Source organism: Hymenobacter norwichensis DSM 15439 (assembly GCF_000420705.1).
GTDB classification, from domain to species: domain Bacteria; phylum Bacteroidota; class Bacteroidia; order Cytophagales; family Hymenobacteraceae; genus Hymenobacter; species Hymenobacter norwichensis.
The window spans coordinates 41,105-67,391 of the sequence record NZ_ATVL01000006.1 but is presented as its reverse complement, the minus strand read 5'-3'; the positions used below and the strand labels follow the sequence as shown (position 1 = coordinate 67,391).

The window sequence follows — 26,287 nt, the reverse complement described above, 5'->3', positions numbered from 1 at the left end:
CTCGGCTTGCATACGAAATGGCGAAATTGTGAAGTGGTGAGATGGTGAGTTTTCCGTTCTTACAAGCCAAACTGCGCGGATCTGCGCAAGTGGCGTAAGCTGATCGTCGAACTCACCATCTCACCACTTCATTAATTCACTGATGCCGACCGACCCTCAACGATTTGAAGCGGCCATCCGCAAGTTCGATGCAGCCAACAGCACCGACCCGAACATGGAAGTAGTCGATGGCATTTCCTACCCCAAGGAGGTGCTGTATGCCCAGCGTATGAGTGCCTGTTTGCAGGAAGTGGCCCCACAGGCCAGTGAGGCGCTGCAACTAGCGGTGCGGTGCCAGCACATTCAACGCTGGGTTATCCCGCGCCAGGATTTTGCTATGGACCGCGCCGGCTACCACAAATGGCGCAACCGCCTCAAGCAATACCACGCCGAACTGGCCGGCCAACTGTTGCAGGAAGTTGGTTATGAGCCGGAGTTGATTGTCCGCGTACAGGCTCTAGTGCAGAAACAGCAACTCCAGCACGACCCCGAAGTGCAACTGCTGGAAGACGTTATCTGCCTGGTATTTCTGCGCTATTACCTTCTGGATTTCGCCGCCCGACACCCCGAAGAAAAAGTAATTGACATCGTGCAGAAAACCTGGCGCAAAATGACTCCGCATGGCCACGAACTAGCCTTGCAGCTCGACCTATCACCCGATGCACAGGCGCTGGTAGCCAAAGCCCTGGCCGGCAGTTAAGAGTAAGTTTATCATGTGATAGGCACTGGATATTCCTTTCGGCCATCATTCTTGACCTAGCGTCCGCGCAGCCAAAGTAGGATGGCTTTTGCACTTATTGTGCCCGCAACTTGGCACGCAATTAAAGACAATATTCAGCATCCACAACTCACTAAGTTGCAGAGTACTTCGCGAAAGTTCGCTCGTCTGTCCGGTCTTTGGCATACTGGCCGGTTGTTGCCCGATGCTAGTTATTCATGCGGTGCTAGCAACGACCGATCAGCTGGCAGAAAGGACAGCACTGGCACCGGCTCCACTACTTAGGCTGACTATTATAAGTACTTGAGCAGCCAGCCAACCATGCGCTGCACTTTGGGCGTGTAAGGCGGGTAGAAACTCTTGATGCCGGTACGGCCAATACGCTGTTTGAACACCGCTTTTTCGTTGCTGAAGGCCAGAAAGCCCGCGTGGCCGTGCGCCCGCCCAATGCCGCTGTTGCCAGCCCCGCCGAACGGTAACTCGGGGTGGGCTAGCTGCAAAATAGTTTCGTTGACAGCCGCTCCCCCAGCCGGAATATTGCGCAGCAGGTAGCGCTGGTTTTCCTTGCTTTGGGTGAAGACATACAGCGCCAGTGGCCGGGGCCGGGCATTCACCTCGTCGGTGGCTTCCATCAGGGTGCGGAAAGTGCGCACCGGCAGCAGCGGCCCGAAGATTTCTTCCTGCATCACGCGGCTGTCGGCGGGCACGTTGAGCAGCACCGTCGGCTCGATGAAGCGCTGCCGCTCGTCTACGTGGCCTCCCAGGGCTACGGTAGCGCCGCGCTGCTGGGCATCTTCCAGCAAACTCGCTACCCGCTCGAAGTGGTGCTGGTTGACGATGCGCGCAAACGACTCGGAAGCCACCACGCCTTGCCCGTTGGGGTTGTAGAAGCGCTGTACTACAGCTTTTATTTCCGCTAGTAGCGGCTCGCGCACCGCTTCGTGCACCAACAGGTAGTCGGGAGCCACGCAGGTTTGGCCGGCGTTGATGCCCTTGCCCCACACGATTTTCTCGGCGGCGTCGCGCAGGTCGGCGGTTTCGTCTACAATGGCCGGGCTCTTGCCGCCCAGCTCCAGCGTGACGCTGGTGAGGTGCTCGGCGGCGGCCCGCATCACCACCTTACCTACCTGCGGGCTGCCCGTGAAAAAGATATGGTCGAAGGGCAGCTTGAGCAGTTCGGTGGCTACTTCCTTATCGCCTTCTACTACGGATACTTCAGCCGGGTCGAACACTTCGCGGGCCATGCGGCTAAGCAGCGCAGCCACGGCAGGCGTCATTTCGGAGGGTTTAATAATGACGCAGTTGCCAGCAGCCAGCGCCGAAATCAGCGGGTCGATGGCGAGATAGAAGGGGTAGTTCCAGGGCGCAATAATCAGGCACACGCCTTTGGGCTCGGCCTGCATCCAGCCGCGCGCACCCATCAAGGCCAGCGGCGTATCTACGGGTTGTGGCGCGGCCCAGCGCTTTAAGTGCCGGAATGTGTGCTTCAGCTCGGTTTGGGAAGGCCAGATTTCACTAACGTCGGTTTCGGTGGCGGGCTTGCGGAAATCAGCATACAGGGCCTGCTGAATGGCCTTGCGGTTGGCGTCTATCCATTCCCCCAGCTTACGCAAGCGGGCCACACGCGCCGAAACATCCTCGCGGCGCAAAGCTTCCGAGCGGGCCTTCTGCTGCTGGAAAAGCTGCGTTAGCGTGGTAGTATCGAGCGGAGCAGCAGCAGAAACGGCAGACATGGGCAGCAAGTGAAAACAGGGACGACAAATCAGGGACGCATTACGCAAGCCTAGTACGTAAGGTCGGCTGCTTTTCGCTGGGTTTCAACACGGTTCATCTTGGCGTAGTAACGGAAGACAGGCGAATTATTAACCCTGAAGCAGCGCAGCGCTAGTGAGCAGTTGAAAAAGGTAGGCACTATTCCGAGTTCGACAGCGTTAGGCCAGCTTGTCTTTTAGTTTTCGAATGCTCGTTTCATCTTTGCGCTTGCCCGTATGGCCCCGGTTACGTCTGGTGGCTTTGTTGATTTCCTTGCCCTCCTGGCTGCTGGCCTCCCCTCCCACTGGCACCAAACTCAACACGTTGCACCTACGAGTGCGGTCTGTAGCGCCGGGGGTGTTTGTGCATACGTCTTACCACCGCTACCCCGGCAGCCCCACGCCGGTTTCTTCCAACGGCCTCATCATCAGCACCAAAACCGGCGCTCTGCTAATTGACACTGCCTGGGACCCCGCCCAAACAATGGAACTGCTGCGCTGGGTGGCCGACAGCCTGCACCAGCACGTTCGGCTGGCCGTTGTCACGCACGCGCACGAAGACCGAATGGGCGGGGTGGCGGTGCTGCAAGCCAACCACATCAAGGTGTACAGCACGCCCCTCACGGCCAAGCGGGCCGCTAGTCTTTCTTATGGTACCCCCACCCCCGCCATCAAGCCTTACACAGTAATTCGGGCGGGCCGGACGCGGCTGGAGTTGTTCTTTCCTGGCCCCGGCCACGCCCCCGACAACCTGGTGGCCTGGCTGCCGCAGCAGCGGGTGTTGTTTGGCGGCTGCCTAGTGAAAGGGGCCGATGCCACCACTCTTGGCAACATCGACGACGCCGACCTGAAACAGTGGCCCGTAGCCGTGCGCACCGTGGCGGCCCGCTACCCCAAAGCCGCAGTGGTAGTCCCCGGCCACGGCCAGTGGGGCGGCTCCGAGTTGCTAGCTCACACGCTTGAGTTGCTCCACGCGCCCAGCACCAAGTCTCAGACTGCCTTGAACGGCCGACCCTAGCATTTAGCTACTGCCCAAGTTCTTATAAACTTGAACTCTACCTCGAGACATCTATAGAGTCCAAACAAAAATCCCCGCCGGCAGTACCGGCGGGGATTTTCGCATGTGTGCTAGCGCGCACCTAACTACGGCCGTACGATACGGCGTGTGTCGGTACCACCTTCCGTGGTGGCGCGTAGGATGTACATGCCCGATGGCAAGGCGCTAAGGTCGAGGGGCTGCTGGCGTTGACCGGCGGCTACTGGCTGGCGCCGCACCACCTGGCCCAGCGCATTAAGCACGGTCAGCTCGGCCGCGTGCCGGTAGCCGGTTAGCTCCACGGTCAGCTGGCCGTCCAGTGTGGGGTTAGGAAATACGTTCAGCAAAGTGCCGGCCAATGGCTGGTTCGCGGAGGCTACCACTATGCTTTCCCCCTTGAACAGCACGTCTTTGAGGAAGGCGTAGCGGCCCGAGTTGTTGGAGCCAGCTCCGAAATACAGCCGAACCGTAAGGGTGCGGCCACTAACCAGCGTTATGCCGCCAGGCGTGCCCGACAGCGCGAAACGATACACGCTGGCGGGCCCGGCGGTTTGGTTGTTCAGCGCCACGGGAGTGTTGTAGGCGCCGTTGCCGGTGGTGGGCAGCGTGGTACCGGCTATGGTACCACCAGCCGGGATGTTAGTGGAGTCGGCGGTGGTGAAGCCCGACAACGAGTACACGATGGCCATGCGGCCGTTGGCAGTATTGTAGAAAGCCGTATTCATTAGCAGTGAATCGACGCGTATAACCCGGCCAGGGGCAGCCGTGATGGTGAACTGCTCATAGAAGCGGCGGTTGAGGCTGGAACCTACCGCCACCGGGGCCGGCGGTGTGGCCGTCGTCGACCAGGAACCGGCCGCAATAGGAGCCAGTGCCTGCCCAAACTGGCTGGAATAGCCGGGGATAAATGTTACCGTGGAAGCATCCGACACAGCCATCCGCCGCAGGGTAGCCGTGCTGGCCGTTACGGCGCTGGAACGAACCGCCGCACTGTCTTGCGCCGAAACCCGCATCGACCACCATTGCAGCGGGGTGGAAATGGTTTGGGTGTTGTTGGTTTTCAACCCCGTTACGGCCACTGTTATGGGCGTGGCTCCGGTGCTAGCATGCGTGATGTTGCCGGCATACGCGCCCAGCGCCGTAGCATTGAGCCGTACGCTGATGGTGGCCGCCAAGGCATTGTTGGCAGGCGTTAGCACCAGCGGCGTGGCAGCAGTGTACCAGTTGGTGCCCCCGTTGGCCGATACCTCATAGCCAGTTGGTGGCGTTACCGTCACGTTAGCCGTCAGGTTCACGCCCGAAATAGCGTAGGTCTGCACTGCCGACGTGCCGGTTTGATACTGCACGAACGTACCCAGGCTGGCCGGGGCCGTAAGCGTGGCAACGCTCGATATGCGCACGGTGTCGGTGATGTGCGTAGCCGCGCCGGCTTTGGAGGCTCGCACGTAGTAGGAGTACGCCGTGCCGGCTGCTGGCAGCGGGTCGGTAGCTTGGAAGTTGATTAGCGAATCGGTGGCAGCCGTTACCTCGTAAATCTTGCTGAACGTGGTGTTATCAGCGGAGCGAAACAGCTCGTACTTGATTTGGCTCATGGCCCAGCTGATGTTCCAGTTCAACGTGGTTTGCGTAGCGCCTTTCGCGGCCCGGAAGTTGGAAACGGCAATATCGGCGGAAGTGGTGCTGGTGCACAGGCCGGTAGCCACGGTGCACGGGTCCCAGGTACCAAACATGGCGCTTCGGTTGTAGGCCGCCGTATCGGCTGGGGCTAGCTGCTGCGACCAAGCGGCGCGCTGGGTGGTAGGCAGTAGGTTGCCGGCGTAGAAACGGCTCCGGAATTCAGCATAAGTAATCAGGCTGGTATTGGTGCCCGCGTCCCAGGCGGTCCAGCCGGCCGGCTGAATCAGGCCCGCGCCCATCGTGCTGTTGATAAACACGGTTTTGTTGTTGGCCAGCGGCGAACTGCCGGTGGAGTTCTGCCAGGGCCGGCCTAGGAAATACACCGTGCCGCCGGTATTGGCGGGCAGCTTGGTTTTCTTGAACACGTAACCGTAGGTTTGGCCCGGTGGTGTGCTGGCCGCCGTAATGAACGAGCTACCGGCTGTGGTGCGGGCCTTGGCGTACACCACGCAGTTTTCAAACAAGGCCACCGAGCTACCGAAGATAAAGTCTACGTTGCCATCAATATAACAGTCGCGGAAATAATGGCGGGGCACGCCGCTGCCTTTGGTGTAGAGCGTATCTTGGTTGCCGAGGAAGCGGCAGTTCTTGAAAGCTGATCGGTCGGCATTCAGCAACACGGCCACTGCCTGCGTACCGTCGCCGTAGGAATTTACGAAGGTGATGTTGAGGGCCGAAAAGTCGGGCGCATTCACCGTGAAGCTAGCCGAGTTCTGGGTGCCCACGGTACCGCCGCCGGGCAGCGGGTCACTGGCGCCGTCGCCGTAGGTGAGGATAGTGTTGGCCACACTTTCGCCCACGAGCTGCAAAAAGGGCTTGTTGCTGGGTACCGTTATTTTCTCGCGGTACTTGCCATTCTTGATGAAGATGGTGTAGAGCGCCGTGCGGCCCATGGGCGCGGCATTGATGGCGGCCTGCACGGTGGTGTAGTTGCCGGTACCGTCTTTGGCTACCACCAAGTCATAGGCCAAAGCCCGGCTACCAAATACACTGAGTAGCACAACGCAACACGTTGCCAGCCAGCTCTTAATAGAGTACAAATGAGACATAAAGGGAATTTTTAGGGTACAGGAAAGGAATCAGTTGAGAGTCACCGTTTGCCAGGTAGGAGTTGCCGGTTACCCAAGACTTGCAGAATGCATGACTGGCAACCGGCAACTCCTACCTGGTAACTGGTTACTGCCGGGCGAAACGGGTGGTCAGTTGCGTGGCGGCGTCGGAGTAGCGCACCAAGTAGGTGCCGGGCGCGAGGCGGTTTACGGGTAGCCGGGTTTCCAACGAGCCGGGCGTTACGGCTACCTTGGTCAGCAGCTGGCCCATCAGGCTGTATAGCTGCACTTCGGCACCGCGGCTGGCTACCGGGTGGGCTACCGTGAGCTGGTTTTGAGCCGGATTAGGATAGGCCTGAATGGCAGCCACCGAAGCATCCACAGCGGCGGACTTGGCTAGCACGGTGGCAGTTAGGCCGTTGAGGTAGTTTTCCAGCATGGTGTAGCCGCTGGTGCCACGGGTGTTGCGGTCGGCGGCGTTGGTGGGGTTCAGGCCCATGCTAATTTCCCAGGCGTCGGGCATACCGTCCTGGTCGGTGTCGAGGGGGGCGGGCAGCGAGTTGAGCGTTGGCCACGCCGACTGCGAAACACTATATGGCGTGCCGTGCGCGTAGCCGCCCTGCACATCAATCAGGCGGCCGGTGCGGTTGAGCACGTTGTTGACGATGCGCTGGTCCAAAGTGTCGCGGGTGGGGAGCACGCAGCCGGCTTTTTGCAGCACAGCCGCGTAGGCTGCCAGGGCGCTTTGCGGGGCAATGGCGGGCACGGTGGTGAAGGGCACCAAGACTTTGGAAAGCGTGGTATCGGCGCGGGTGCCGCCGTTCATCACGGCACCCAGCCAGTTGTTAGCCGTTACGTTGGGGTAGCTATCCACGTAGTTGCCAGCCATATAGTAGCGGCCGTAGGGCAACGAGGTTTGCTTGTACGGGTTCAGCACTTCGCTCCGGATGGGCACCCCACCCGACGAGCTGGTGGGTGTGTTGGGGCCGTACTTGTAGTAGTTATTGACAATGTTGTAGTTGCCTCCTTCGCCGCCATTCACGTTGTAGCTGGCCCAGTTGTAGATGACGTTGTTGCGGAAATCCACGTTTTCCTGACCGGCGGTGTTCGGCGAAAGGTTGCGGCTGCCATCAAAGCGTGGCATCCGGCCGCGCATGTGCGCCAGCAGGTTGTGGTGGAATGAGGCGTTGCGCCCGCCCCAGATGCCGCCGTAACCGTGCCGCTCAAAGTCGGTGTCGCCGGTTTCAAAATGGTAGGAGTAGTCGAGCGGCTCGCTCATGATGTTCCACTGCATCGTGGTGCTGTCGCCGCGGTACACGGTGCAGGCCTCATCCGCCGACCAACTCATGGTGCAGTGGTCAATCATCAGGTTTTTACGGCTCAGGGCCCCAAAAGCGTCATCGTCGCCGCTACCATTCACCATGCCCTGGTTCTGGTTTTTGTCGCCGAGGCGGAAGCGGATAAACCGAATGATAACGTTGTCGTTGCTGACGCTTACTGGGTAGTCGGCCAGGCAGATACCGTCGCCGGGCGCAGTCTGGCCGGCAATGGTGGTGTTGGCGCGCGAAATCCGCAAATCGGACAGCAGATGAATGGTACCCGACACCCGAAATACCACCGTGCGGTGCGTGGCCGCTGCCGTTACTGCGTAGCGGAAACTGCCCGGCAGGTTGTCATCGTTGAGGTTGGTGACTTCGAACACCGTAGTTGGCACTGCCACTGTACCCCGGCCGCCGCTGGTGAATTTGCCGGCGCCCTCCGCCCCCGGAAACGACGGCAGCTGGGCCTGCGCCACCGGGACCAGGCCAGTTAGCGCTACAGCTAGCGCCAGCCATTGGCCGGGCTTTGCTACATAGTTTTTAAGAACAGGAAGAGTAGAGCTTGAACGCATCAGGGGGAATTAGGTGGTAGAATTCTGAGACAGAACGCAGGGCCTGTTACAAGGCCGACAATAATATCGAAGAACTATACTACATGTTTCCAGGCCCAAGCGGACAGGCAAACGATTGATTTATTTATGCAATCGTTGCCGGCAACGTTGCCAGCGCTCAGGCCCTAGCTTACCATTTCCGCCGCGAGGCTACATTGACAGGCAACCAAATCGGAAACCGTGGGCGCGAAAAAAGCCTCCACACCCGCTGGGTATGGAGGCTTCGAATTCAGCAGAAAACTACTGGTTAGTTTTTCACTTTCACTTTGCCATCGTCGGCGTCGCGCTTCACTTTGGTACCGTTCGGGTACTCCACTTTGGTGTCGCCGTCCTTATCGATTTTCACGGTTTTGCCGTTGGCGTACTTGATTTTGGTTTCGCCGTTGGCCTTCTTCTCGTACTTCTCAATGGCCGGTCCGCGGCGGCGAGCCGGCGCGGCGCTGGCCGAAGCTGCTGGCGCTACCACAATGGCCGTGTAGGGCGTGCCATCATAATATGTGCCGCGGTTGGCAGCATACGTATCATACTGGTCGGGCACGATGGCCTTCACCTGCTGGTCGGTTTCGTCGTTAATGGTACGCAGGGTGGCATAGCGGCCAGTGGTATCGGCGGTATAGCGGGCGTTAGCCTCGTTGAGGCGGCGGCCCCGGGTGTAGTAGGTTTTCGAGATACGGGTTACCACTACGGTATCGGTCAGCTTCAGGTCTTGGGCTACGCGGGCAGCCAGGGCATCGGCGTCGGTACGGTAGGCGGCGGTGTCGGCAGGGGCTTCGTTTACTACCACGGCCGTATCGGCGGCGGGCGTAGTGGCGGCATCCACGGCGGCAGGCTTATCCTGGGTGCAGGAGGTAGCGGCGAGTGTGGCCGCGGCTACCGACAGAAAGAGCAGGTTCTTGTTCATAAAAGGAAACGTCAGGGAGAACAGCATATAGCCGGCTGGCTGTAATGAGGGCTGATACGAGGTGACCTACTGTGGGGTTGTCGTGAGTGGCTGCGGCTGCCAACGCCAAGCGTACTGTTTAGCTACGGCGCCATATACCTAACTAATTCCGGCGCACGGCGGCGGTGGCCTACACGCCCGGCGTACCTTTGCCACTCAGGTAGCAGTGTTTGTATGGCAACGACGGAAGTTTTGGAAAACAGCACCGCGCAACGGGCGCGGGTAGCCATTGCCTTGTTTTTCTTTGTTTCGGGCTTCGGGTTTTCCACGTGGGCCTCTCGGATTCCCACCATTCAGCACCAACTAGGACTAGACGAGGCTGAGCTGGGTGGCGTATTGCTGGCGTTGCCCACCGGCCTCATGCTTACGCTCCCCGTTACGGGCTGGCTGCATCAGCGCTTTAGCAGCCGGCAGGTGATGATGGGGGGCGCGGTGCTTTACAATGTAGCGCTGGCGCTGCTGGGCTTCGCGCAGGAAACCTGGCAATTAGTGGCGCTGCTGTTTTGCTTTGGCTCGTCCCGAAACCTACTTAATATTTCCGTCAATGCGCAGTCGGTGAGCGTGCAGAAGCTGTATTCCCGCTCCATCATTGCCAGCTTTCATGGGGTATGGAGCGTGGCGGGCTTTGCGGCGGCGGCCGTAAGCGCCGCCCTGGTGCCAGCCGGCATCATGCCCACGTACCACTTTCTGGCCGTAGCAGTGGTATTAACGGGCGTAGCCGTGTACTTTTTTCCAACCACGCTGGACGTGGCACCCGTTGCCACCGAGCGGCGCGCCGGTTTCGCCTTGCCTGATAAGGCGTTGCTGAAATTCGGAGTTATTGCGTTTGCCTGCATGGCCTGCGAAGGCACCATGTACGACTGGAGCGGCATCTACTTTCAGAAAGCCGTGCACGTACCCCAGGAAACAGCCACCATTGGCTATGCCGTGTACATGGTGGCCATGACCATTGCCCGCTTCACCGGCGACTCGCTGGCCAACCGCTTCGGCGTGAAACCCATTCTGCATTACAGCGGCCTGCTCATGACAGTGGGGCTGGGCTTGGCCGCATTATTTCCAGTGCCGCTGGTAGCGGGCCTGGGGTTTGTGTTGGTGGGGCTGGGCGTGTCGTGCGTGGTTCCGATGGTGTTTGCCATGGCGGGCCGTACCTCGGCGCTTAGCTCCGGCACCGCCATTGCGTCGGTTTCCACGGTGGGCTACTTCGGGTTTTTGCTGGTGCCGCCGCTGGTGGGCTTTGTGGCCGAAGCCGCCAGTTTGCGCTGGTCGTTTGGGCTGGTAGCACTGCTGGGGGCCGTGGTGGTGGTGCTGGTGCGGAAGATTTAGGGTTGGACTGCTGACAATTGAGCTGCTGATTACAATGACAGTGAAATGATTGTAGCGTCGCTACATTGTTCTGGATACCGATAATTCTCAATCAGTAATTCAAAACTTACTTATATAGCTAGGCAACGGTTTTATGTTGTGCTGCATCTGAGATAGTAGTAGCCTCTCACCTTTCAAACGCAGCCTTATGAAATCCTTCGCCCTTCTTTCGGTCCTGGCCACTACCGCGCTGGTTGGCTTATCTGCCTGTTCTTCCGTGGCCCAGCAGCAGCGGTCGGTTGGCTCTTTTCAGATGGTGAAAGCCAGCGGCGCCATCAACCTGTACGTGCGGCAGGGACCCACCACCAAAGTAGAGGTTGATGCCGACCAGGACGTACTGGAATCGGTGAAAACCGAGGTGCGCGGCAATACGCTCACCATCTATCGCGACAAAAACTTCTCGCTCACTCAGATGCTGCGCAGCAAAACCGTGAAAGTGTACATCACCACGCCGCAGCTGGCCGGCATTGAGGTGAGCGGTGCTTCTGACGTGAAAGGTGAAACGCCCATTTCCGCCGACGATTTCCGCATTAACGCCAGCGGCGCTTCCGACGTGACGCTCACGCTCAACGCCAAATCCCTGACCACAAACGCCAGCGGCGCTTCCGACGTCCGCCTTGATGGCCGCGTGGAGCGCCAGCAGGTAGACATCAGCGGCAGTAGCGACTACCGCGCCTCCGATCTGCGCAGCCGCACCGCCAGCGTGCAAGCCTCCGGCGCCTCCGATGCCTACGTGTACGTAGACGACGAGCTGCAAGCCCATAGCTCCGGCGCCAGCGACGTGCACAATAAAGGCCGCGCCCGCGTCAGCCGCTAACCCCCTCAGCCACCCGGCTTTTCAAAAGCAGAAAATGCTAGCTTACCAGCAGCCTTTTCTGCTTTTTCGTTTTCAGCCTCATGCCCATTACCACCTACCCGCTCGACTGTGGCGAGTTGCACATACTAGACCTGGATGCCGACGAGTACGGCAACTTCATTGCGCTGATGAACAATATGGAAGTTTGGTGGAACAGCATGCAGTTGACCCTTCCATATCAATTTAACTACGCATGGATTCGGGAGTTGGATGCCGAGCGTTTTTTGATAATCGGCGAACAGGTAGGCAATCCAGACACCGGCCATATTTTCGATTACACAGGCCGCAAGCTTTTGTCCTTCAATGCTGGCGAATACATAGAAGATGTGTTGGTACAAGCCAATCGAATTGTGGTTGCCTACTTCGACCAAGCGGCAGGTGAAAGGTCGCCTACCGGAGATGGTATAGCAGTGTTTGACTTTGAGGGCCAACAGGTTTTCGGCTACGTATCCGGTGGGCACGGCTTCATCCTGGCCTGCTACTGCATATGCAAACAAGACAACGATTCCGTGCTTGCTTACACATATACCGGGTTTCCTCTACAAGAGCTTCGTCTTACCGACTACCGGCTGACGCAACAACCAACGCCCGTTGATTTCAAGGGGTCTTACGCTTTAACTTCCGACCGGGACAATGTTATCTTTTACTCTTCTTATGAAGACCATTACAGTTTTTTCTGGTGGAATAGAAAAGACAGAATGCAGCGCTTCGGTCATTTTAAATTAGGACCTCGGGGTAAATTAGCTGCTCGGATACGGGGTATTGGCGCTGGTAAGTTCCTAGTGTATGATCTTCATAGTTTCAGTATTGTAGATGCCATGGAAATGTTGCGAGAGGAAGGGTTTCACAAGAAGTAATTCTCTGTATTTTAACACCTTACTCGATACAGCAGTAAAGGCATTCGGAAAACCCTCCGGTTAGCCCATCCACCGCCGCAAGTGTATGAAGCCTGATTTCTACGCCGTGCACCCGGCCTTACGACCCTTTGTAAGCCATATAATGGTAGTGCAAGTGCAGCTGGCTGGTCCTGCTTACAGCCGCGTGGCGCCGTTTCCGCCTACGCCGCAGCACAGCCTCAACTTCTACCCCGCCGACGCCACCAAAAGCCGCCAAGGCAAACATCTGTTCACTGAGTTACCCGCCTGCACTATTGTTGGCCCCCAAACCACCAAGGTAGAATTAGCTATGGGCCCGCAGCACCGGTTTGTGACGGTGGCATTTCATCCGGGCGGTTTGTTTCGGCTGCTGCGCGTACCCATGCACGAGCTGCTAGACCTGCCTTGCAACGCAGCGGATATCCTGGGCCGGGAAATCAGCGACGTGGCGGACCGCCTAAGGGCAGCCCGGCACCCCGTGGAAATGAAAACCGTGGTGGAAGCGTATTTGCTGCGCCGGATGAACTTGGCCAGCTACAATCCATTCGAACGCGCAGCTCAGGCCATGCTTGGTGGCAACGGCGCTTACACTTTAGACCAAGCCGCGGCTACGGCGTGCCTGAGCATCAGGCAGTTTGAGCGGAAATCGAAGGAGCTGCTGGGCTACTCACCTAAGTTTTTCACCCGAATCATCCGCTTCTCGAAGGCCTACCGCCTGAAACTCACCCAGCCGCAGCACACCTGGACCTCTATCAGCTATGCGTGCGGGTACTACGACCAGATGCACCTAATCAGAGACTTCAAGGAATTCGCGGATGCTACGCCCAAAGCCTTGGCCCTGCAAATCCTCGACTCGCCGCTGAAAGTGCAGGACGATTTGCGCATTTAGGATGTCGGATTTATACTATTTTATGGTTCCGGGACCCGCTAGTTTTGGCGGATAGCAACGCCCTGGGCCATGAAAAAGACGACAACCACTACCCTACTGCTGCTGACAGCCACCGCTGCTGTAGCTCAGCTAGATACCGCCAGCTACCCCACAGAACGGCGGCAAATTCGTACCCTCCTGCACGGCCCCGGCGGCCCCGAAAGAGTGTCCTGCCCCTCAGATGTAGTAGCCGTTGGGGCCAAGGGAGACATCTCCTATTCCGTACAGCAGTGGAAAGGGGTGCAAACCAAGGAAAAGCTGGTTTTCAAGTCAGTCACTCCCGTGCCAGGCACCGAAATCATCCGGATATATGGTGGCACTTCGGCCGTGGTAAACTGGCTGGCCGATGTGCGCCTCCTCGTTGATGGGCACGACGTAGCCTTGAAAGTGCGCCGGCTGGAAGTGTTCATTAAAAAAGAAACAGGCTGGTGCCGAGTGGCGGGGCAAGGCACAGAGGTAGACGAAAAAATACACCCCATCAGCCATTAGGCCTTTTTCCGCCACCCGTTTCGGGTGTTAGGCGCACCAGCTATTCCCAATCACCAAGCAGGCGGCGCAGCAACACTAGCTGGCCGGTGTGGTAGGCATTGTGGTCGGCAATGAGCAGGGCTTCGCGCAACAGGGTTTGGCCGGTGCCGTGCGCAAAGGGCGCTAGCAAATCGTTGGATTCATCGTGCAGCAGCGCAATAAACTCGGTTTGGTCGTGGCGGATGGCGGCCAGCGTAGCCTGCCAGCCGGCCTCATCTACCGTGGCCTCCGGGGCGGGCCAATAGCCGACAGGCCACTCCGGCGACTCGTGCGCGGGGTTGCGGCTGAACTCCAGAATATCCAGCTGGGCAATGCGCAGGTGCTCGGCCAGCTGCCAGATGGTATACGGCAAACCCGGAGCCTTTTGGTTGAGTAAGGCAGCGGGCACATCGGCGCAGGCCTGCTCGAAGGTAACGTGGGCATTGGCTTCGGTCAGCAGGCTGACGAGCTGCTGTACTACGGCGGCGCGGGTATTCTTCTCCATGCAGATTTAAATACTGATAACGGCGTTTTGTTTCACTTGCCAATACCTATAAGAGCAAGCTACCCCCTGTGGTTACTAGCACCCAAGCTTCCGTCGAGCAGACACGCACCGGCAGCCTTTGTACCTTTGGATTCTTTGCAGGCTGCTTAAACGGCAGCTGTTACTTGATTGAATTGCTGGCCCTGCTCATGCTCCACCGTCATTTTCTTGTGCATAAGCCCTACGGCTACCTCAGCCAGTTTATGAGCAACAACGCCCGAGAAGCCCGCAAAAAGCGCTTTTTAGGTGAGCTGCACGATTTCCCGGAAGGCACCATGTCCATTGGCCGCCTCGACGAGCACAGTGAGGGCCTGCTCCTACTTACCACCGATGGCAGCGTGAGTGAGGTAATCCGGCGCAAAGACGTGGAAAAGGAATACTACGCTCAAGTGGACGGCCTCATCACCGACGAAGCCGTGGCGCAGTTGCAACAGGGCGTTGAAATCGGCCTCTCCGAAGGCAAGTACCAGACCCTACCCTGCGCCGCCTACCGCCTGCCTGCCCCGCCCGACCTACCTGCCCGCACCCGCCACATCCGCTCCGACAGGCACGGCCCCACCAGTTGGGTGAGCATCACGGTTACGGAGGGCAAGTTCCGGCAGGTGCGCAAAATGACGGCCGCCGTTGGGTTCCCTACACTACGGCTGGTACGAATGCGCATCGGCAGCATTCAACTCGGTGATTTAACTCCCGGCGCAGTGCAAGAAGTGGCCAGTTTTTAGCGCGTAGTATCTTAAAGCAGTTTCAGAACCAGCATACCTGGCCCGACGACCTTTCGGCCGACCGACCGGTCGTGGGACTCCGTTCTTACTGACTAGCAGACGAGGTTCGGTTCGACGGCCGAAAAGCCGTCGGACCGGAGCAACCGAAACTGAATATGCTGTTTAAGAAGCTGCTATAGGTTGTTTTGGTATAGATGGCAGAACGACCCAAGTACTAAGCCCTAAAAAGCAGCTAAGCTATTCAGGTACACTTCCAGCATCGTGTAGCCGCTGGCGTTGGTTTTGGCACGGTCGGTGGGGTCTTTGGGGTTGAGGCGCTGCCGCGTTTCCCAGGCGTCGGGCATGCCGTCGTGGTCGGTATCGGCGGGTGCGGGCTTGGAGGCTAGCACCGGCCATGCTTTCTGCGACACTTCATAGGGTGTGCCGTGTGGGTAACCGCCTTGCACATCAATAAACCGACCCGTCCGGTTGACCACGTTGCGGATGATGCGCTGGTCGAGGGTGTCGCGCTTGGGTAGGCTGGCGCCTACGTGTTGCAGCACCGCTTTGTAAGCCTCAGCAGCCGTCTGCGTCGTGACTGAGCCCATGTTGAAAGGCACAGATGCTTGGGCCTGCACGGTGTCGGCGGCGGTACCATCCTGCATAGTTACGCCGCGCCAGTTGCGGCGGGTTACGTCGGCGCTGGCATCCACGTAGTTGCCACTCAGGTAGAACTTGCCGTAGGGCAGCGGGTTACTGCCTTTTTCCAGCTTGTAGGGGTTCAACACTCGCGTTTTCACGCTTTCCTTGGTGTTGGGGCCGTACTTGTAGTAGTTGTTTACGATGTTGTAGTTGCCACCTTCGCCAGCGTACACGTTGTTTTCGCCCCAGTTGTAGATAACGTTGTTGCGGAAATCCACATTCTCGAAGCCGGCCGGGTGGGTGTAGCGGCTGCCATTGAAGCGAGGCGTGCGGCTGTTGCAATGGGCAAATAGGTTGTGGTGCATAGTGGCGTGCTGCCCACCCCAGATACCGCCGTAGCCGTGCCGCTCAAAGTCTTTATCGCCAGTTTCGAAGTGGTACGAGTAGTTGAGCGGCTCGCTCATCAGGTTCCACTGCAAGGTGGTACTGTCGCCCTCATACACCGAAAAGCATTCGTCCGTCGACCAGCTCATGGTACAATGATCTATGATGAGGCCGTTGTTGCGCACCCCGCCAAACGCGTCGTCGCCGCCCCCACCGTCCACTTGACCTTTGTTCTGGTACCGGTCGCCCATCCGAAAGCGCATAAACCGCACAATAACGTTGCGGGCCTTCACGCTTACCGGGTAATCGGCCAGGCAAATACCGTCGCCGGGCGCGGTTTGACCCGCAACGGTGGTGTTGGGCTTGCTGATTGTGAGGGGCGCCGTGAGGTGAATGGTACCCGACACCCGAAACACCACCGTGCGGACCGGAGCTGCCTTGGTGAGGGCGTAGCGCAAGCTACCCGGCTGGTTGTCGTCGTTGAGGTTAGTCACTTCAAACACGGTGGTGGGCACGGCTGCCGAGCCACGGCCGCCCGAAGTGAAGCGGCCCGCACCTTCGGCCCCCGGAAAGGCCAGCGGCGGGGTGGCAGCCGGTGTGGCACCACTTACAACCACTGCTCCAAGGCCAGCAAGCAGGAAAAAAGCATACAAAGTGCGGCGGGAACTGCCAGGTAAGTGAATGAAGCGCATAAACTGAAAAGCAACGGGTACAGCCTAAAACAAGCCCGGGTGACAGGGCGGCCAAATCCGGTACCCTCAACCTGATATTACCAAAACGCTTAGCCAGGCAAACATCTAACCCAGAATTTCTTTGCGCAATCGATGCCGGCAACGTTGCCAGCAGAACCACAACCTGGAATTTACAGCCCGCCAGCAACCTTCTCGGTAGTTGACTGGTCTCCCCGGTAGCGCTGTTTGACTATACCTTTCACGAGTAAGCTTGGGCAGTGTTTCCTTACTCGTAGCGCTGCCTTTGCATACCGGCATTTCACTTACCTTCCAGGATTAGAGCTGTTACCTAATGGCTGACAGCCAGTTATTTTAGCTTATTCAATGAAGTATTTTCTTTTTTCCTTTTTACTGTGTGTTTCGCAGGTGGTGCTGGCGCGGGCACCCTTGCAGCCATTGCAAATTGCTCAGCAGTTTGTTGATACCGATGGCTGGCCCCAAATGAAAGAATACCTCTGTTGCGAAGCCCAGCAACAAGCCAAAAACCAAACCCTCGGCCAGCAAATTCCACCTACTTTACGGCGTAGCTGCGAGCTACTTCGGCAAGACCCTACCACAGCCGTAGTAGCCGTGGAGCTGCGCGATTCGGTGAGCCGCAACGATTTTTACCTGCACTTTGCCAAGGACGACAACGAATGGAAGCTACAAGCTATCCGTAGTTTGGCCATGACCCAGCTTGGCCCACCCATGCTAAAGCTGCTAACGGCCATGCCCGAAGCGAAAATAGCCCAGTACAACCAAAAGCACCCCGATGCCGACCATGCCTTCACGGTAGGCAACCTCCGCCTCTGGATTGGTTCTGATGCCGACATCACCACCCATTTCACCAGCCATCAGGCCGGTTTTCAAAAGGTGTTGCGCCTTATTCAATCACGCCGGTATTTCGTGGCCACTGACTCCACGGCCCGCGAAGAAGCCGCCAACACCGACCCGGAGGTACGGGCGCTACTGCGGAAGCTCTACATCAGCCGCGTCACCCAGCACGACACCGACTGCAATACCTGCATCGAGTTCATCATCGGGGGCCGCATCGACAACACCGTGGGGCTACTCTACCAACCCACGCCCGCCGAAGTACCCGCCATGCATCCCGACCGACTTATTGTAGTGCGGCCCATCACGAAAGGCTGGTACCTCTACAAAACCACTCGCAGCAACGAGCGACAGTAGCAACTTCAGCTAGCCTCGTTTGTCAGCGGGTGCCGGAGCACCTTGAAAATTGGTAGGCAGATTATAGAATAGCCGGAAAGCGTTAGTTGTTTTCCGGCTCTTTCTTGTTCAACAGGTTCAGCAGCACGCCGTTGGTCCAGCCGAAGCCGTCTTGCAGCGGGTACTCCCCTCCGCCAGCGGGCAGGTGGGTATCCACCACATTGTATTTCTCCAGCAGTTTACCGGTTTGCTGAAACACTCGATTATTCAACCGTATCCAGCGGATAGCAACGGTATCAGCTAGGGGCTGTTGGCGGTAGCGGCGTAGGCCCTGTATGGCCAAATACTGCAAAGGAGCCCACGCATTAGGAGCATCCCATTGCTGGCCGCTACGGTTGAGTGTGGTCAGCAAACCGCCAGCTTTCAAAAAATCGGTGTTGAGCCCTTTCGCTATTCGGCTGGCCTGGGTGGGAGTAGCCACGCCAAAAGCCAGCGGAAACACGCCCGCCATTGTTCGGATGGTCGCAGGCCGGCGCTGCGCGAGGTCGTAGTCGGTGAACCAACCGGCAGTTTCGTTCCAGCAATAGCGCTGAATGGCTTTGCTGCGCTGCTCGGCTTTCCGCTGCCAGGCAATAGCCTCAGTACGCTGGCCCTGCGTGCTATATGAGCGAGCTATGGTTTGCTCCAAGGTCATCAGCAAGCAGTTCAAATCAACAGGAGCAAACTCGGTGGTCCGAATGGACGCCAACGTACCGGCCGGCCCAAACCAACGCGTGCTGAAGTCCCAGCCGGAAGCAGCGGCGGCCCGAATGTCGCGGTAAAGCTGAGCGGGGCGTTTGCTACCCCGCGCTGCCTCTACGTCCTTTACATATGATTCTTCGCGGGGCAGGGTGCTGTCGTCCCAGTAGCGGTTGAGTAGCTCGCCGCCCGCCACGCGGGCCACCCGGCGCGTGGCAGTGCCGGGCTTCAACGAATCGGCACCGGCCATCCAGTAGGCGTACTCGCGCAGCAGTTGCGGCTGGTAGCGCTGTAGCACCGTGTCGCCTTGTTCTTCCGCTAACAGTTGCACCATGAGGGCAAAAAATGGCGGCTGCGAGCGGGTCAGGTAATACGTGCGGTTACCGTTTGGGATGAAGCCGTAGCGGTTAATCAGATACGCGAAATTGTCGGTCATACTGCGCACCAAATCGAGGCGGCGGGCTTCGCGCAACCCAAGCATCGTGAAATAGGAGTCCCAGTAATACACCTCCCGAAACCGCCCACCCGGCACCAGATAAGGCCGGGGCAGCGGCAGCAACGACGAGTACCGGCTTACTGAATCCTGGGGCTGGCGCCGCAGCACCGTCCAGAGCGTATCGAGGTGGGCCCGCAAGCCGGCAGCTACGTTGCTGCGGTAAGTGGTAGTGTCGGTGGTGGGCAACTGGAAGCGGGCCTGCACGAACTGCGCCAAGCTAAAGCTAGGCTGGGTACGCTGCCGCTGGTAGTCGGCCACAATGCTGGCTGGCGAATCGCGCGGGCTGCGCGGCACCATGTCCACGAACGTTTTATTGTCGGGAAAAATCTGGCTGGTTTGCACGGCTTCAAACAAGCCCGGATAAAGTTGCCGAGGCGTAGGTGGCAGCTGAGCAGCCACTTGCAGCCAGCAGCTGCACAGAAAAAGTAAGAATGCGTGTCGCACAGGATCAGGATGAGGTGGGTCTGATGTGCGTACGAAAACTGGCTCGGCAGCGGCCAACTATTCAGCCCGACCATTCTTTCCTGCCAGGGTTGATGGCTTAGTGCTACAGTTCCCGCTGCTGCTTGTGCAGCCATTCAAACGCCGAAGCCACGTCTGAGAAGGTAACCACCAGTGGCTTCCGAAAAGGCCGGGCAGTGAGGTCAGTGGTTTGCAACTTGGGAGCGTTGAACGGCAGCACCCACGCCATATACTGCAACCCGGCGTCTTCCATATCACGCAGCCACAGCCGGCCCCATTCCGGCAGCTCGGCCGTTGTATAGGTGATGTTGGAGTTGTCGTTGAGAATTTTGCTGCAAGGCTGCATTTGTAGCGCTTTCACTATCAGCCAGCAAGTATCGTACGATGTGTCGGGCGTGTGTTCTCCCTGCCAATCTACATACAGCCAGTCGTTGATAGCATCGTAGGCAATAGAAACATTCTCATTAACAACAAGATAGCGCAGCTGCATAAAACACGTACTGGCCGGCATTACTTCATGCCGCACCTGAATTGCAGTAAAGATAGTTCACCGGTTGATGTAGATACACAATTCACGATTGTGTTTCTGTGCTCTTCTCTAATTCAGCCGCTGTAAATATATCTGAAACAATATAAGCAGCACCTGCTGCCTCTACAATACCGATGTCTTGATCGGCTGTGCGAGGGATTCAATAACTATTCTGCTGCGCTTTAAGTAAGCAGCTAGTGTATTTCAATGCGTAGCTTCAATGGAAGATCAGGAACTAGCCAAAATCGAGCACATTGGCAAACAGCGGGTGGTGATTGTAGGCGGTGGGTTCGGGGGGCTGGAACTGGCCAAATCCTTGCGTGAAGCCGACGTGCAAGTGGTATTGGTGGACAAACAGAACTACCACACCTTTCAACCGCTGATGTACCAAGTGGCCACCGCTGGCCTGGAAGCAGCTGATATTGTGTCGCCGTTTCGTAAGATTCTGGAAGGGCAGCCCAACCTGATTTTCCGCATGGCCGAAGTGGTGTGCGTGAACACCGAAACCCAGGTAGTGGAAACCTCTATCGGCCTGATTCCTTATGACTTCCTGGTAATTGCCACTGGCGCTACCACCAATTACTTCGGCGACGAGCAGATGGCCCGCCACGCCATTGCCATCAAGAGCGTGGAAGACGCCGTAGCGCTGCGCAACACCGTGCTATCGAACTTCGAGAAGGCCCTGCAAATCGGCGACGATGAGCAATTGAACAGCCTGCTCGATTTCGTGATTGTGGGCGGCGGCCCTACTGGGGTGGAAGTGGCTGGCGCGCTAAGCGAACTGCGCAAGCACGTTTTCCCGAAAGACTACCGCGAAATTGACTTCCGGCAGATGGATATCCACCTGATTCAGAGTGGCGACGTGCTCCTCAAAGGCATGTCGACGGAAGCCTCGCAAAAGGCGCTGGAATATCTACAGAAATTCGGGGTAGATGTGATGCTGGAGCGCCGGGTGAAGTCGTATGATGGCTACACCGTGACGCTGAACACTGGCGAGAAGCTGATTACCCGCACCCTTATTTGGGCGGCAGGCGTTGCTGGGGCCCCCATTGATGGTATCAAGCCGGAAAGCCTACGCAAGGGTGGCCGCTACGAGGTAGACACCTACAACCGGGTGGCAGGCTACGCCAATATTTTCGCCATTGGCGACATTGCTGCCATGCTTAGCCCCGAGTACCCCGAGGGGCACCCGATGGTAGCGCAGCCTGCCATTCAGCAGGGCCGGCTTTTGGCCGCTAACCTACAGCGCATCATCCGGAAGCAGCCACTACAGCCTTTCCGCTACGACGACAAAGGTGCCATGGCTACCATTGGCCGCAACCACGCTGTAGCGGATGTTAAGCTGCTGGGTAAGGACTGGAAGACACAGGGCTTTTTTGCTTGGGTGATGTGGGTGTTTGTGCATATAATTGCGTTGGTGGAATTCCGCAACCGCCTCACCGTTTTCGCCAACTGGACCTGGAACTACTTCAGCCAGAACACTGGCCTGCGCTACATTATGGGTGGCCGACGCGAGCCAATACCAACTCCTAAAGAAAGCCAACCAGCAGCCTAGTTATTTCCTGGTGCCACTGGCCGGCCGACCTGCAGACCACCGCAGTTACTTGATTGCTGTGGGTGCCGACTTATCCGGCACCAACGATGGCTGCACAAACAGATGCCGAATATCGGGGTAACGCGCCCGAACGGTAGCATCAAGCCGGCTAATGGCTTCGGTGAGTTGCGTGGCTGATAATTCCGGTTGAAACTCCACGCGCAGCACCAACAGAATCTCGTGTGGGCTCAGGTACGACGACAGCGGAGCATCCAGTGCTACCACTGTTTCATCGGCGGTTATCATGGCTTCCACCTCGCGCAGTAATTCGGCTTCAGCAGGTTCCCCGAGCAGCAGGCTTTTGTTTTCGCGCAGCAGCAAACCGGCCACTACCAATAGAATCAGCCCAATGACCAGGGAAGCTACCCCGTCAAGGGCCGGGCTCTGCAACTGATGGCTCAGAAATACTCCCAGAAAGGCCACTATCAAGCCCATCAGGTCGGCGGCGTCTTCAAACAACACCACAAAAATAGAGGGGTCTTTGCTGCTGCGGAAGGCGGCCCAGAAGCTGCGGCCGTTGCGCTGAGCGTTGAACGTGCGGCGCGCCACCAGAAACGAGGCCCCATCGAACAGAAATGCTAGTCCCAGCACCACGTAGTTCCAAGTAGGATTTTCCAGCGGCGTGGGGTGGCGCAAATGCTCAATACCCTCATAGATGGAAATGCCACCCCCAATGGCGAAGATGCATACGGCTACGATAAACGACCAGAAATACAGCTCTTTGCCGTAGCCGAACGGCCGCCCGGCGTGGGCAGGCTGCTGACTTTTGCGCAAACCCAGCAGCAGCAGAAACTCGTTGGCGGTATCTACCACCGAGTGAATACCCTCGGCCAGCATGGCGGAACTACCCGTGAAGCCAGCCGCTACGAACTTGATGACGGCAATAGCCAAATTAGCTGCCAGCGCCGCTATAATGGCAACTTTAGAAGCTGGTGGCTCGGCGGCAGGAACAGGAGCGTTGGACACAGAACGAAGGGAAGACGGGAAAAGCAAAAGCCGGAAACGGTTGATCCGCTTCCGGCTAGTACGGTTTTCTGGGTGGCAAGGCTGCCAGTGTACTGTTTTCCCTTGCGCGTTCTGGCATAGAACAGCGCTATGGGGCAGCTACCTAGCGACCAAAGTCGTCTTGCACGCGCACAATGTCGTCCTCATCTGATGGATTGGTGGCATCGGTGTGCTGCCAGATTTCAGCCAGCACACCCCAGGTGTCTAAGCCCACCAAGCGGTGCCGCTCACCTTGCCGGAGCGTTATCAGTTCGCCGGGCTCGTACACCCGCACTTCGCCTTCCTCATCGGTGGCGCTGGTTACTACTCCTACAGGGCCTTGCAGCACTTTCCATACTTCGGCTCGGCGGTGGTGGTACTGCCACGAAAGCCGCTTTTGCGGCGCTACAATCAGGATTTTTGGGCTCAGCTTCTCGGAAATACGCAGGTCTTCCAGGGCCATTCCCTCGAAATAGGTATCGGCAAAAGCGGGAGCCTGGGTTTCGTCAATCACGAAAAACCCACCCCACGGCCGGGTTTGGTCCTGCTTGTCAATAGAGAACCCCAATTGGGTTAAGCGCTGCTCCATATCTTTAAACAGCTTCTGCTTTTGGTCTTCGCTACTCATACTCGGGTTGATGATGGGATGAAGGCACTACTGCACGGGGCGTATCTCACCTTGCCAGCGCCAAAAGTACGTATCCTGCCTGAATCAATAAACGAACCGGTGCACGAAAGCCCAAGGTCCAGTATATCAGCGCCGGCCCGCTGGCTTCTGCCAAATTACTGTAGTGCTGCCCGTTAGCCCTATACTTCCAGCAAAGGCAGCTCGATAAAGAAAGTGGTGCCCTGTTTTTCGACGCTCTCGAACCGGATGCGCCCGCCGTGCAACTGCACAATGGTATGGATGATGGACATGCCCAGACCAGTGCTTTTTTCGCCGCGCAAACCAGGGCGGCGGGCCTTGGTGAATTTCTCGAACAGGCCTTCCTGCAAGTCTTCCGGAATACCCACTCCGTCGTCGGCTACGGTCACCAAAATGTAGCCCGGCTGCTCGTGCAGCCCCACCCGAATATGCCCACCGGCCGCGGTAAACTTGATGGCATTACCCACTAAGTTGTTGAGCACCTGCATAAACTTGTTTTCGTCGATACTGGCGTAAATAGCTGGCGCCGAAGTTTCGAGGGTGAAAGATAGGTTCAGACGGGCTTCGGTACGCCGGTAGTTATCCACCATAATACCTACCCGCTCCACCATGTTCACCCGCTCGCGCTTCAGCTTCACATTCGATGATTCAAGGAACTCGTTGTCCACAAAATCATGAATCAAATCGGTGCTTTCGCGGCAGGTAGTGGTGATAATCCGGATTAACTCGTGCAGCCGCGGGTCGGGGTAGGTTTGGAGTTGCTCACCTAGCTGTTCGCTCAAGGTCTGCATCAGGCGCAGCGGCCCGGCCAAGTCGTGGGAGAGAATTTCCAAGATGGAATTCTTCTTGGTATTGAATTTCGCGGCGTTCTGGTGAGTGGCTTTTTCGGCGGTAATGTCGTCGATGAAGCCAGTAATGCTGCGGGTACCATCGGGGGCTTGATGCCGTGCGGCCCGCACGCACAGCCACTGCTCCGGCTCGGTTTCAGAAACCAACCGCACTTGCACGGCTTCGCGCAATAGCCCTGCTGCCAGCCGCTCGAAGCAGTCAGCAGCGTAATCCTGGTCGTCGGGGTGCAGGCGCGCCAGCAGGCCTGGCAATTCATCGTTGACTTGGCTGGGGTTGCCCCCCAGTAGCTGCTCGTAAGCGGCATTCACATAGGTAAAGGACCGCAAGGACAAGCTGTACACGAAGAAAACAGACGGTATTTCTTCCAGCAGGTGTTGAAAATCGATAATGGGAGCGGGCATCGCCAATCAAGGAAACGTTGAAACCAGTAAGGGCTACCACAGTAGAGCTTACTGCGCATAAAGTCGAAACGGCACCAAAGCGGTGAAGTTACCAGACTATCCCATAAATCCGGCAAGGCGCGGTTCGGCAGGGCAACCCAGCAACTAGCCTCCCCGATTCAGCGGCTTTTCGGCAGGCGACTAGTGGCGTAACAAGTAGCGGTATCGGCTTGTTGTTTTACATTATTATTATACTTATCTAATACTCATCTGTAATATACCTACAAGTAGGTATTGACATAGTCCTTATCTAATATTACTTTCGGCTATATACTTCGTCGCCTTTTTCGGTATCCTGGCTTTCTATCAACTCTTTATCGTTTGTGCTATGAATCCTACTGACTGCTTGAAAAATGCGGCGGTGCTGGTAGCGGCACCACCTTCTTTGCATCGCCAAGGGTTGCTTTCCACGCTGCACGAGCAATGGCCCGACCTAAGTTTCAGCGTTACGGCCGACACCTGCATGCTGGAGCCGCTACTTCGGCAGCAGCCTTACGCGCTGCTGGTGCTGGATAGTGCACTGGCCGGGCCGTCGTTGGGGACCTTGTTTCAGCGCTTGCGCAACGTACGCAGTTGCCAGCCCATTCTGGTTATTGCTAGCCAGCGCCTTTCCCCAGTACTCCGGCAGCATCTGCTCCAACCTGATACCAACGCTCTACTGCCCTACAACTCCACACCGGCTATGGTGGTAGCCACAGTTATGCCCCTGCTCAGCGGCGCTACGGGCGGCATGCTTGGCACGGTAGCAACTCGCCGGAATTTCACGCCTCCTACCCCATTCAGCCAGCGCGAGGTGGAAGTACTGCGCCTAATAACCGCCGACCTCTGCAACCAAGAAATAGCCGACCATTTGTGTTTGAGCGTGCGCACCGTAGAAAGCCACCGCCGGGCGCTACTGCAAAAAGCTGGTGCCAAAACCCTGGTAGGCTTGGTTATGCAGGCCATGCGCGAAGGCTGGGTAGGCGTGGCGTAGCAGTCATCCTCACGGCGCATAAATCATACGGCTCGGCCATGGCTAAAGCAGCCATGGCCGAGCCGTATGATTTATGCGCCGTGATTGGTATCACGCAGGCAGCGAAATGGGCTTGCTGTTTTCAGCCTGTTGCCGGATAAGCAACTGCCCGACTCCGTGCTACTTAGTACTTAATCTTACCAGTCGAGGTGGTCTTCTTGATGCGGCCGTCGCGCTTGAAGATGGTGCCGGGCACCAGCCGGAGCGACACATCGGTGGGCTTGCAGGTATTGAGAGCAAACTCCTGGGTTTCATAGCCAGCCGCACTAACTTTCAACCGGGTAGGAAACGGAATGGGCCGCTTGTTGAGCATGATGATGTAGCGCCCCTCGGAATTGGTGCTGAACGCATCATTGATACCCTGAAGTTGTAAAGTGGCCCCTGTTAGGGGCTTGTAGTTTTCGTCAGTTATCAAACCCGTTAGCGACTCACAGCTGCTGATTTGGCTGGACTGCTCCATAGAATCAGGCACAGTGGTGGTAGTCTGCTGGGCCAGCAATTTACCAGGTATTGCCATCAGGCCGAAGCCAATAAGGAAGGTCAGGAAACGGTACATAAACTAGTAGAACACGATGAAACACTACTTGAAACCCCACACGCACTACAGCGCGTATCTCGCTGGTTTAAAATTAACTACAATTGTATTGACTATGCTAAAAAACTTGAAAAAACCTCTTTAAGGCCAACATACAATAAAATTATTCCCATAATCAGGCAA

23 protein-coding genes are annotated in these 26,287 nt (G+C 57.3%); 11 read left to right on the top strand and 12 right to left on the bottom strand.

Going from position 1 to position 26,287, the window contains the following annotated elements:
• The first annotated feature begins 142 nt into the window (after window positions 1-142).
• Complete coding sequence (locus tag G536_RS0101380) at window positions 143-739, top strand: DUF4202 domain-containing protein (RefSeq protein ID WP_022821785.1); 597 nt, start codon at window positions 143-145, stop codon at window positions 737-739.
• A 311-nt stretch (window positions 740-1,050) separates the two neighbouring features.
• Here the strand turns inward: G536_RS0101380 and G536_RS0101375 are convergent, their stop codons facing one another.
• A complete protein-coding gene (locus tag G536_RS0101375; protein WP_022821784.1) occupies window positions 1,051-2,490 on the bottom strand; it encodes an aldehyde dehydrogenase family protein in 1,440 nt (479 codons plus the stop codon).
• 226 nt (window positions 2,491-2,716) lie between these two features.
• On the opposite strand from G536_RS0101375, the gene bla reads away from it, so the two are divergent.
• Window positions 2,717-3,526: a subclass B1 metallo-beta-lactamase gene (gene bla / locus G536_RS0101370; RefSeq protein WP_071837648.1), complete on the top strand. Its 810-nt coding sequence runs from the start codon at window positions 2,717-2,719 to the stop codon at window positions 3,524-3,526.
• Between the two features lie 125 nt (window positions 3,527-3,651).
• Here the strand turns inward: bla and G536_RS30145 are convergent, their stop codons facing one another.
• From G536_RS30145 to G536_RS0101355, 3 genes are all read right to left on the bottom strand, one after another.
• Entirely contained in the window at window positions 3,652-6,270 is a 2,619-nt protein-coding gene (locus tag G536_RS30145) for a pectinesterase family protein (protein WP_022821782.1), read from the bottom strand.
• 127 nt (window positions 6,271-6,397) lie between these two features.
• Window positions 6,398-8,161, bottom strand: coding sequence for a T9SS type A sorting domain-containing protein (locus G536_RS25720; RefSeq protein ID WP_022821781.1), 1,764 nt, complete (start codon window positions 8,159-8,161; stop codon window positions 6,398-6,400).
• A 286-nt stretch (window positions 8,162-8,447) separates the two neighbouring features.
• Window positions 8,448-9,128, bottom strand: a complete 681-nt coding sequence (locus G536_RS0101355) for a T-complex 10 C-terminal domain-containing protein (protein ID WP_022821780.1) — start codon at window positions 9,126-9,128, stop codon at window positions 8,448-8,450.
• Window positions 9,129-9,314: 186 nt separating this feature from the next.
• Between G536_RS0101355 and G536_RS0101350 the strand changes: the two genes are divergently transcribed.
• From G536_RS0101350 to G536_RS0101330, 5 genes are all read left to right on the top strand, one after another.
• The gene (locus G536_RS0101350; protein ID WP_022821779.1) at window positions 9,315-10,463 is read left to right on the top strand and encodes an MFS transporter; all 1,149 of its coding nucleotides are present in this window, start codon (window positions 9,315-9,317) and stop codon (window positions 10,461-10,463) included.
• A 187-nt stretch (window positions 10,464-10,650) separates the two neighbouring features.
• Window positions 10,651-11,319: a head GIN domain-containing protein gene (locus G536_RS0101345; RefSeq protein WP_022821778.1), complete on the top strand. Its 669-nt coding sequence runs from the start codon at window positions 10,651-10,653 to the stop codon at window positions 11,317-11,319.
• A gap of 80 nt (window positions 11,320-11,399) precedes the next feature.
• Complete coding sequence (locus G536_RS0101340; RefSeq protein ID WP_022821777.1) at window positions 11,400-12,215, top strand: hypothetical protein; 816 nt, start codon at window positions 11,400-11,402, stop codon at window positions 12,213-12,215.
• An 85-nt stretch (window positions 12,216-12,300) separates the two neighbouring features.
• On the top strand, window positions 12,301-13,122 hold the full coding sequence (locus G536_RS25715) for a helix-turn-helix domain-containing protein (RefSeq protein ID WP_022821776.1): 822 nt from the start codon (window positions 12,301-12,303) through the stop codon (window positions 13,120-13,122).
• 69 nt (window positions 13,123-13,191) lie between these two features.
• Window positions 13,192-13,650, top strand: a complete 459-nt coding sequence (locus G536_RS0101330) for a hypothetical protein (RefSeq protein WP_022821775.1) — start codon at window positions 13,192-13,194, stop codon at window positions 13,648-13,650.
• A 40-nt stretch (window positions 13,651-13,690) separates the two neighbouring features.
• Here the strand turns inward: G536_RS0101330 and G536_RS0101325 are convergent, their stop codons facing one another.
• Window positions 13,691-14,173, bottom strand: coding sequence for a DinB family protein (locus G536_RS0101325; RefSeq protein ID WP_022821774.1), 483 nt, complete (start codon window positions 14,171-14,173; stop codon window positions 13,691-13,693).
• Between the two features lie 188 nt (window positions 14,174-14,361).
• Between G536_RS0101325 and G536_RS0101320 the strand changes: the two genes are divergently transcribed.
• Window positions 14,362-14,934, top strand: coding sequence for a pseudouridine synthase (locus tag G536_RS0101320; RefSeq protein ID WP_026879736.1), 573 nt, complete (start codon window positions 14,362-14,364; stop codon window positions 14,932-14,934).
• A gap of 221 nt (window positions 14,935-15,155) precedes the next feature.
• On the opposite strand, the gene G536_RS0101315 is transcribed toward G536_RS0101320, so the two are convergent.
• Window positions 15,156-16,631: a pectate lyase family protein gene (locus tag G536_RS0101315; RefSeq protein WP_022821772.1), complete on the bottom strand. Its 1,476-nt coding sequence runs from the start codon at window positions 16,629-16,631 to the stop codon at window positions 15,156-15,158.
• Window positions 16,632-16,994: 363 nt separating this feature from the next.
• On the opposite strand from G536_RS0101315, the gene G536_RS0101310 reads away from it, so the two are divergent.
• Window positions 16,995-17,840, top strand: a complete 846-nt coding sequence (locus G536_RS0101310) for a hypothetical protein (protein WP_022821771.1) — start codon at window positions 16,995-16,997, stop codon at window positions 17,838-17,840.
• A gap of 82 nt (window positions 17,841-17,922) precedes the next feature.
• On the opposite strand, the gene treF is transcribed toward G536_RS0101310, so the two are convergent.
• Both treF and G536_RS0101300 read right to left on the bottom strand, forming a co-directional pair.
• The gene (gene treF / locus G536_RS25710) at window positions 17,923-19,452 is read right to left on the bottom strand and encodes an alpha,alpha-trehalase TreF (protein WP_169515023.1); all 1,530 of its coding nucleotides are present in this window, start codon (window positions 19,450-19,452) and stop codon (window positions 17,923-17,925) included.
• A gap of 148 nt (window positions 19,453-19,600) precedes the next feature.
• A complete protein-coding gene (locus G536_RS0101300; protein ID WP_157530290.1) occupies window positions 19,601-20,005 on the bottom strand; it encodes a hypothetical protein in 405 nt (134 codons plus the stop codon).
• A 259-nt stretch (window positions 20,006-20,264) separates the two neighbouring features.
• Between G536_RS0101300 and G536_RS0101295 the strand changes: the two genes are divergently transcribed.
• Window positions 20,265-21,599 (top strand): NAD(P)/FAD-dependent oxidoreductase, encoded by a 1,335-nt coding sequence (locus G536_RS0101295; RefSeq protein ID WP_022821768.1) that lies wholly within the window; start codon window positions 20,265-20,267, stop codon window positions 21,597-21,599.
• A gap of 45 nt (window positions 21,600-21,644) precedes the next feature.
• Here the strand turns inward: G536_RS0101295 and G536_RS0101290 are convergent, their stop codons facing one another.
• The 3 genes from G536_RS0101290 to G536_RS0101280 form a co-directional block, all read right to left on the bottom strand.
• Entirely contained in the window at window positions 21,645-22,604 is a 960-nt protein-coding gene (locus G536_RS0101290) for a cation diffusion facilitator family transporter (protein WP_022821767.1), read from the bottom strand.
• Between the two features lie 142 nt (window positions 22,605-22,746).
• A complete protein-coding gene (locus G536_RS0101285) occupies window positions 22,747-23,250 on the bottom strand; it encodes a cupin domain-containing protein (RefSeq protein ID WP_022821766.1) in 504 nt (167 codons plus the stop codon).
• A gap of 179 nt (window positions 23,251-23,429) precedes the next feature.
• A complete protein-coding gene (locus G536_RS0101280; RefSeq protein WP_022821765.1) occupies window positions 23,430-24,518 on the bottom strand; it encodes a sensor histidine kinase in 1,089 nt (362 codons plus the stop codon).
• 367 nt (window positions 24,519-24,885) lie between these two features.
• Here G536_RS0101280 and G536_RS30140 point away from each other — a divergent pair, with 367 nt between their 5' ends.
• Window positions 24,886-25,530 (top strand): helix-turn-helix transcriptional regulator, encoded by a 645-nt coding sequence (locus tag G536_RS30140; RefSeq protein WP_022821764.1) that lies wholly within the window; start codon window positions 24,886-24,888, stop codon window positions 25,528-25,530.
• Window positions 25,531-25,693: 163 nt separating this feature from the next.
• Here the strand turns inward: G536_RS30140 and G536_RS0101270 are convergent, their stop codons facing one another.
• On the bottom strand, window positions 25,694-26,125 hold the full coding sequence (locus tag G536_RS0101270; RefSeq protein WP_022821763.1) for a carboxypeptidase-like regulatory domain-containing protein: 432 nt from the start codon (window positions 26,123-26,125) through the stop codon (window positions 25,694-25,696).
• Window positions 26,126-26,287 lie beyond the last annotated feature (162 nt).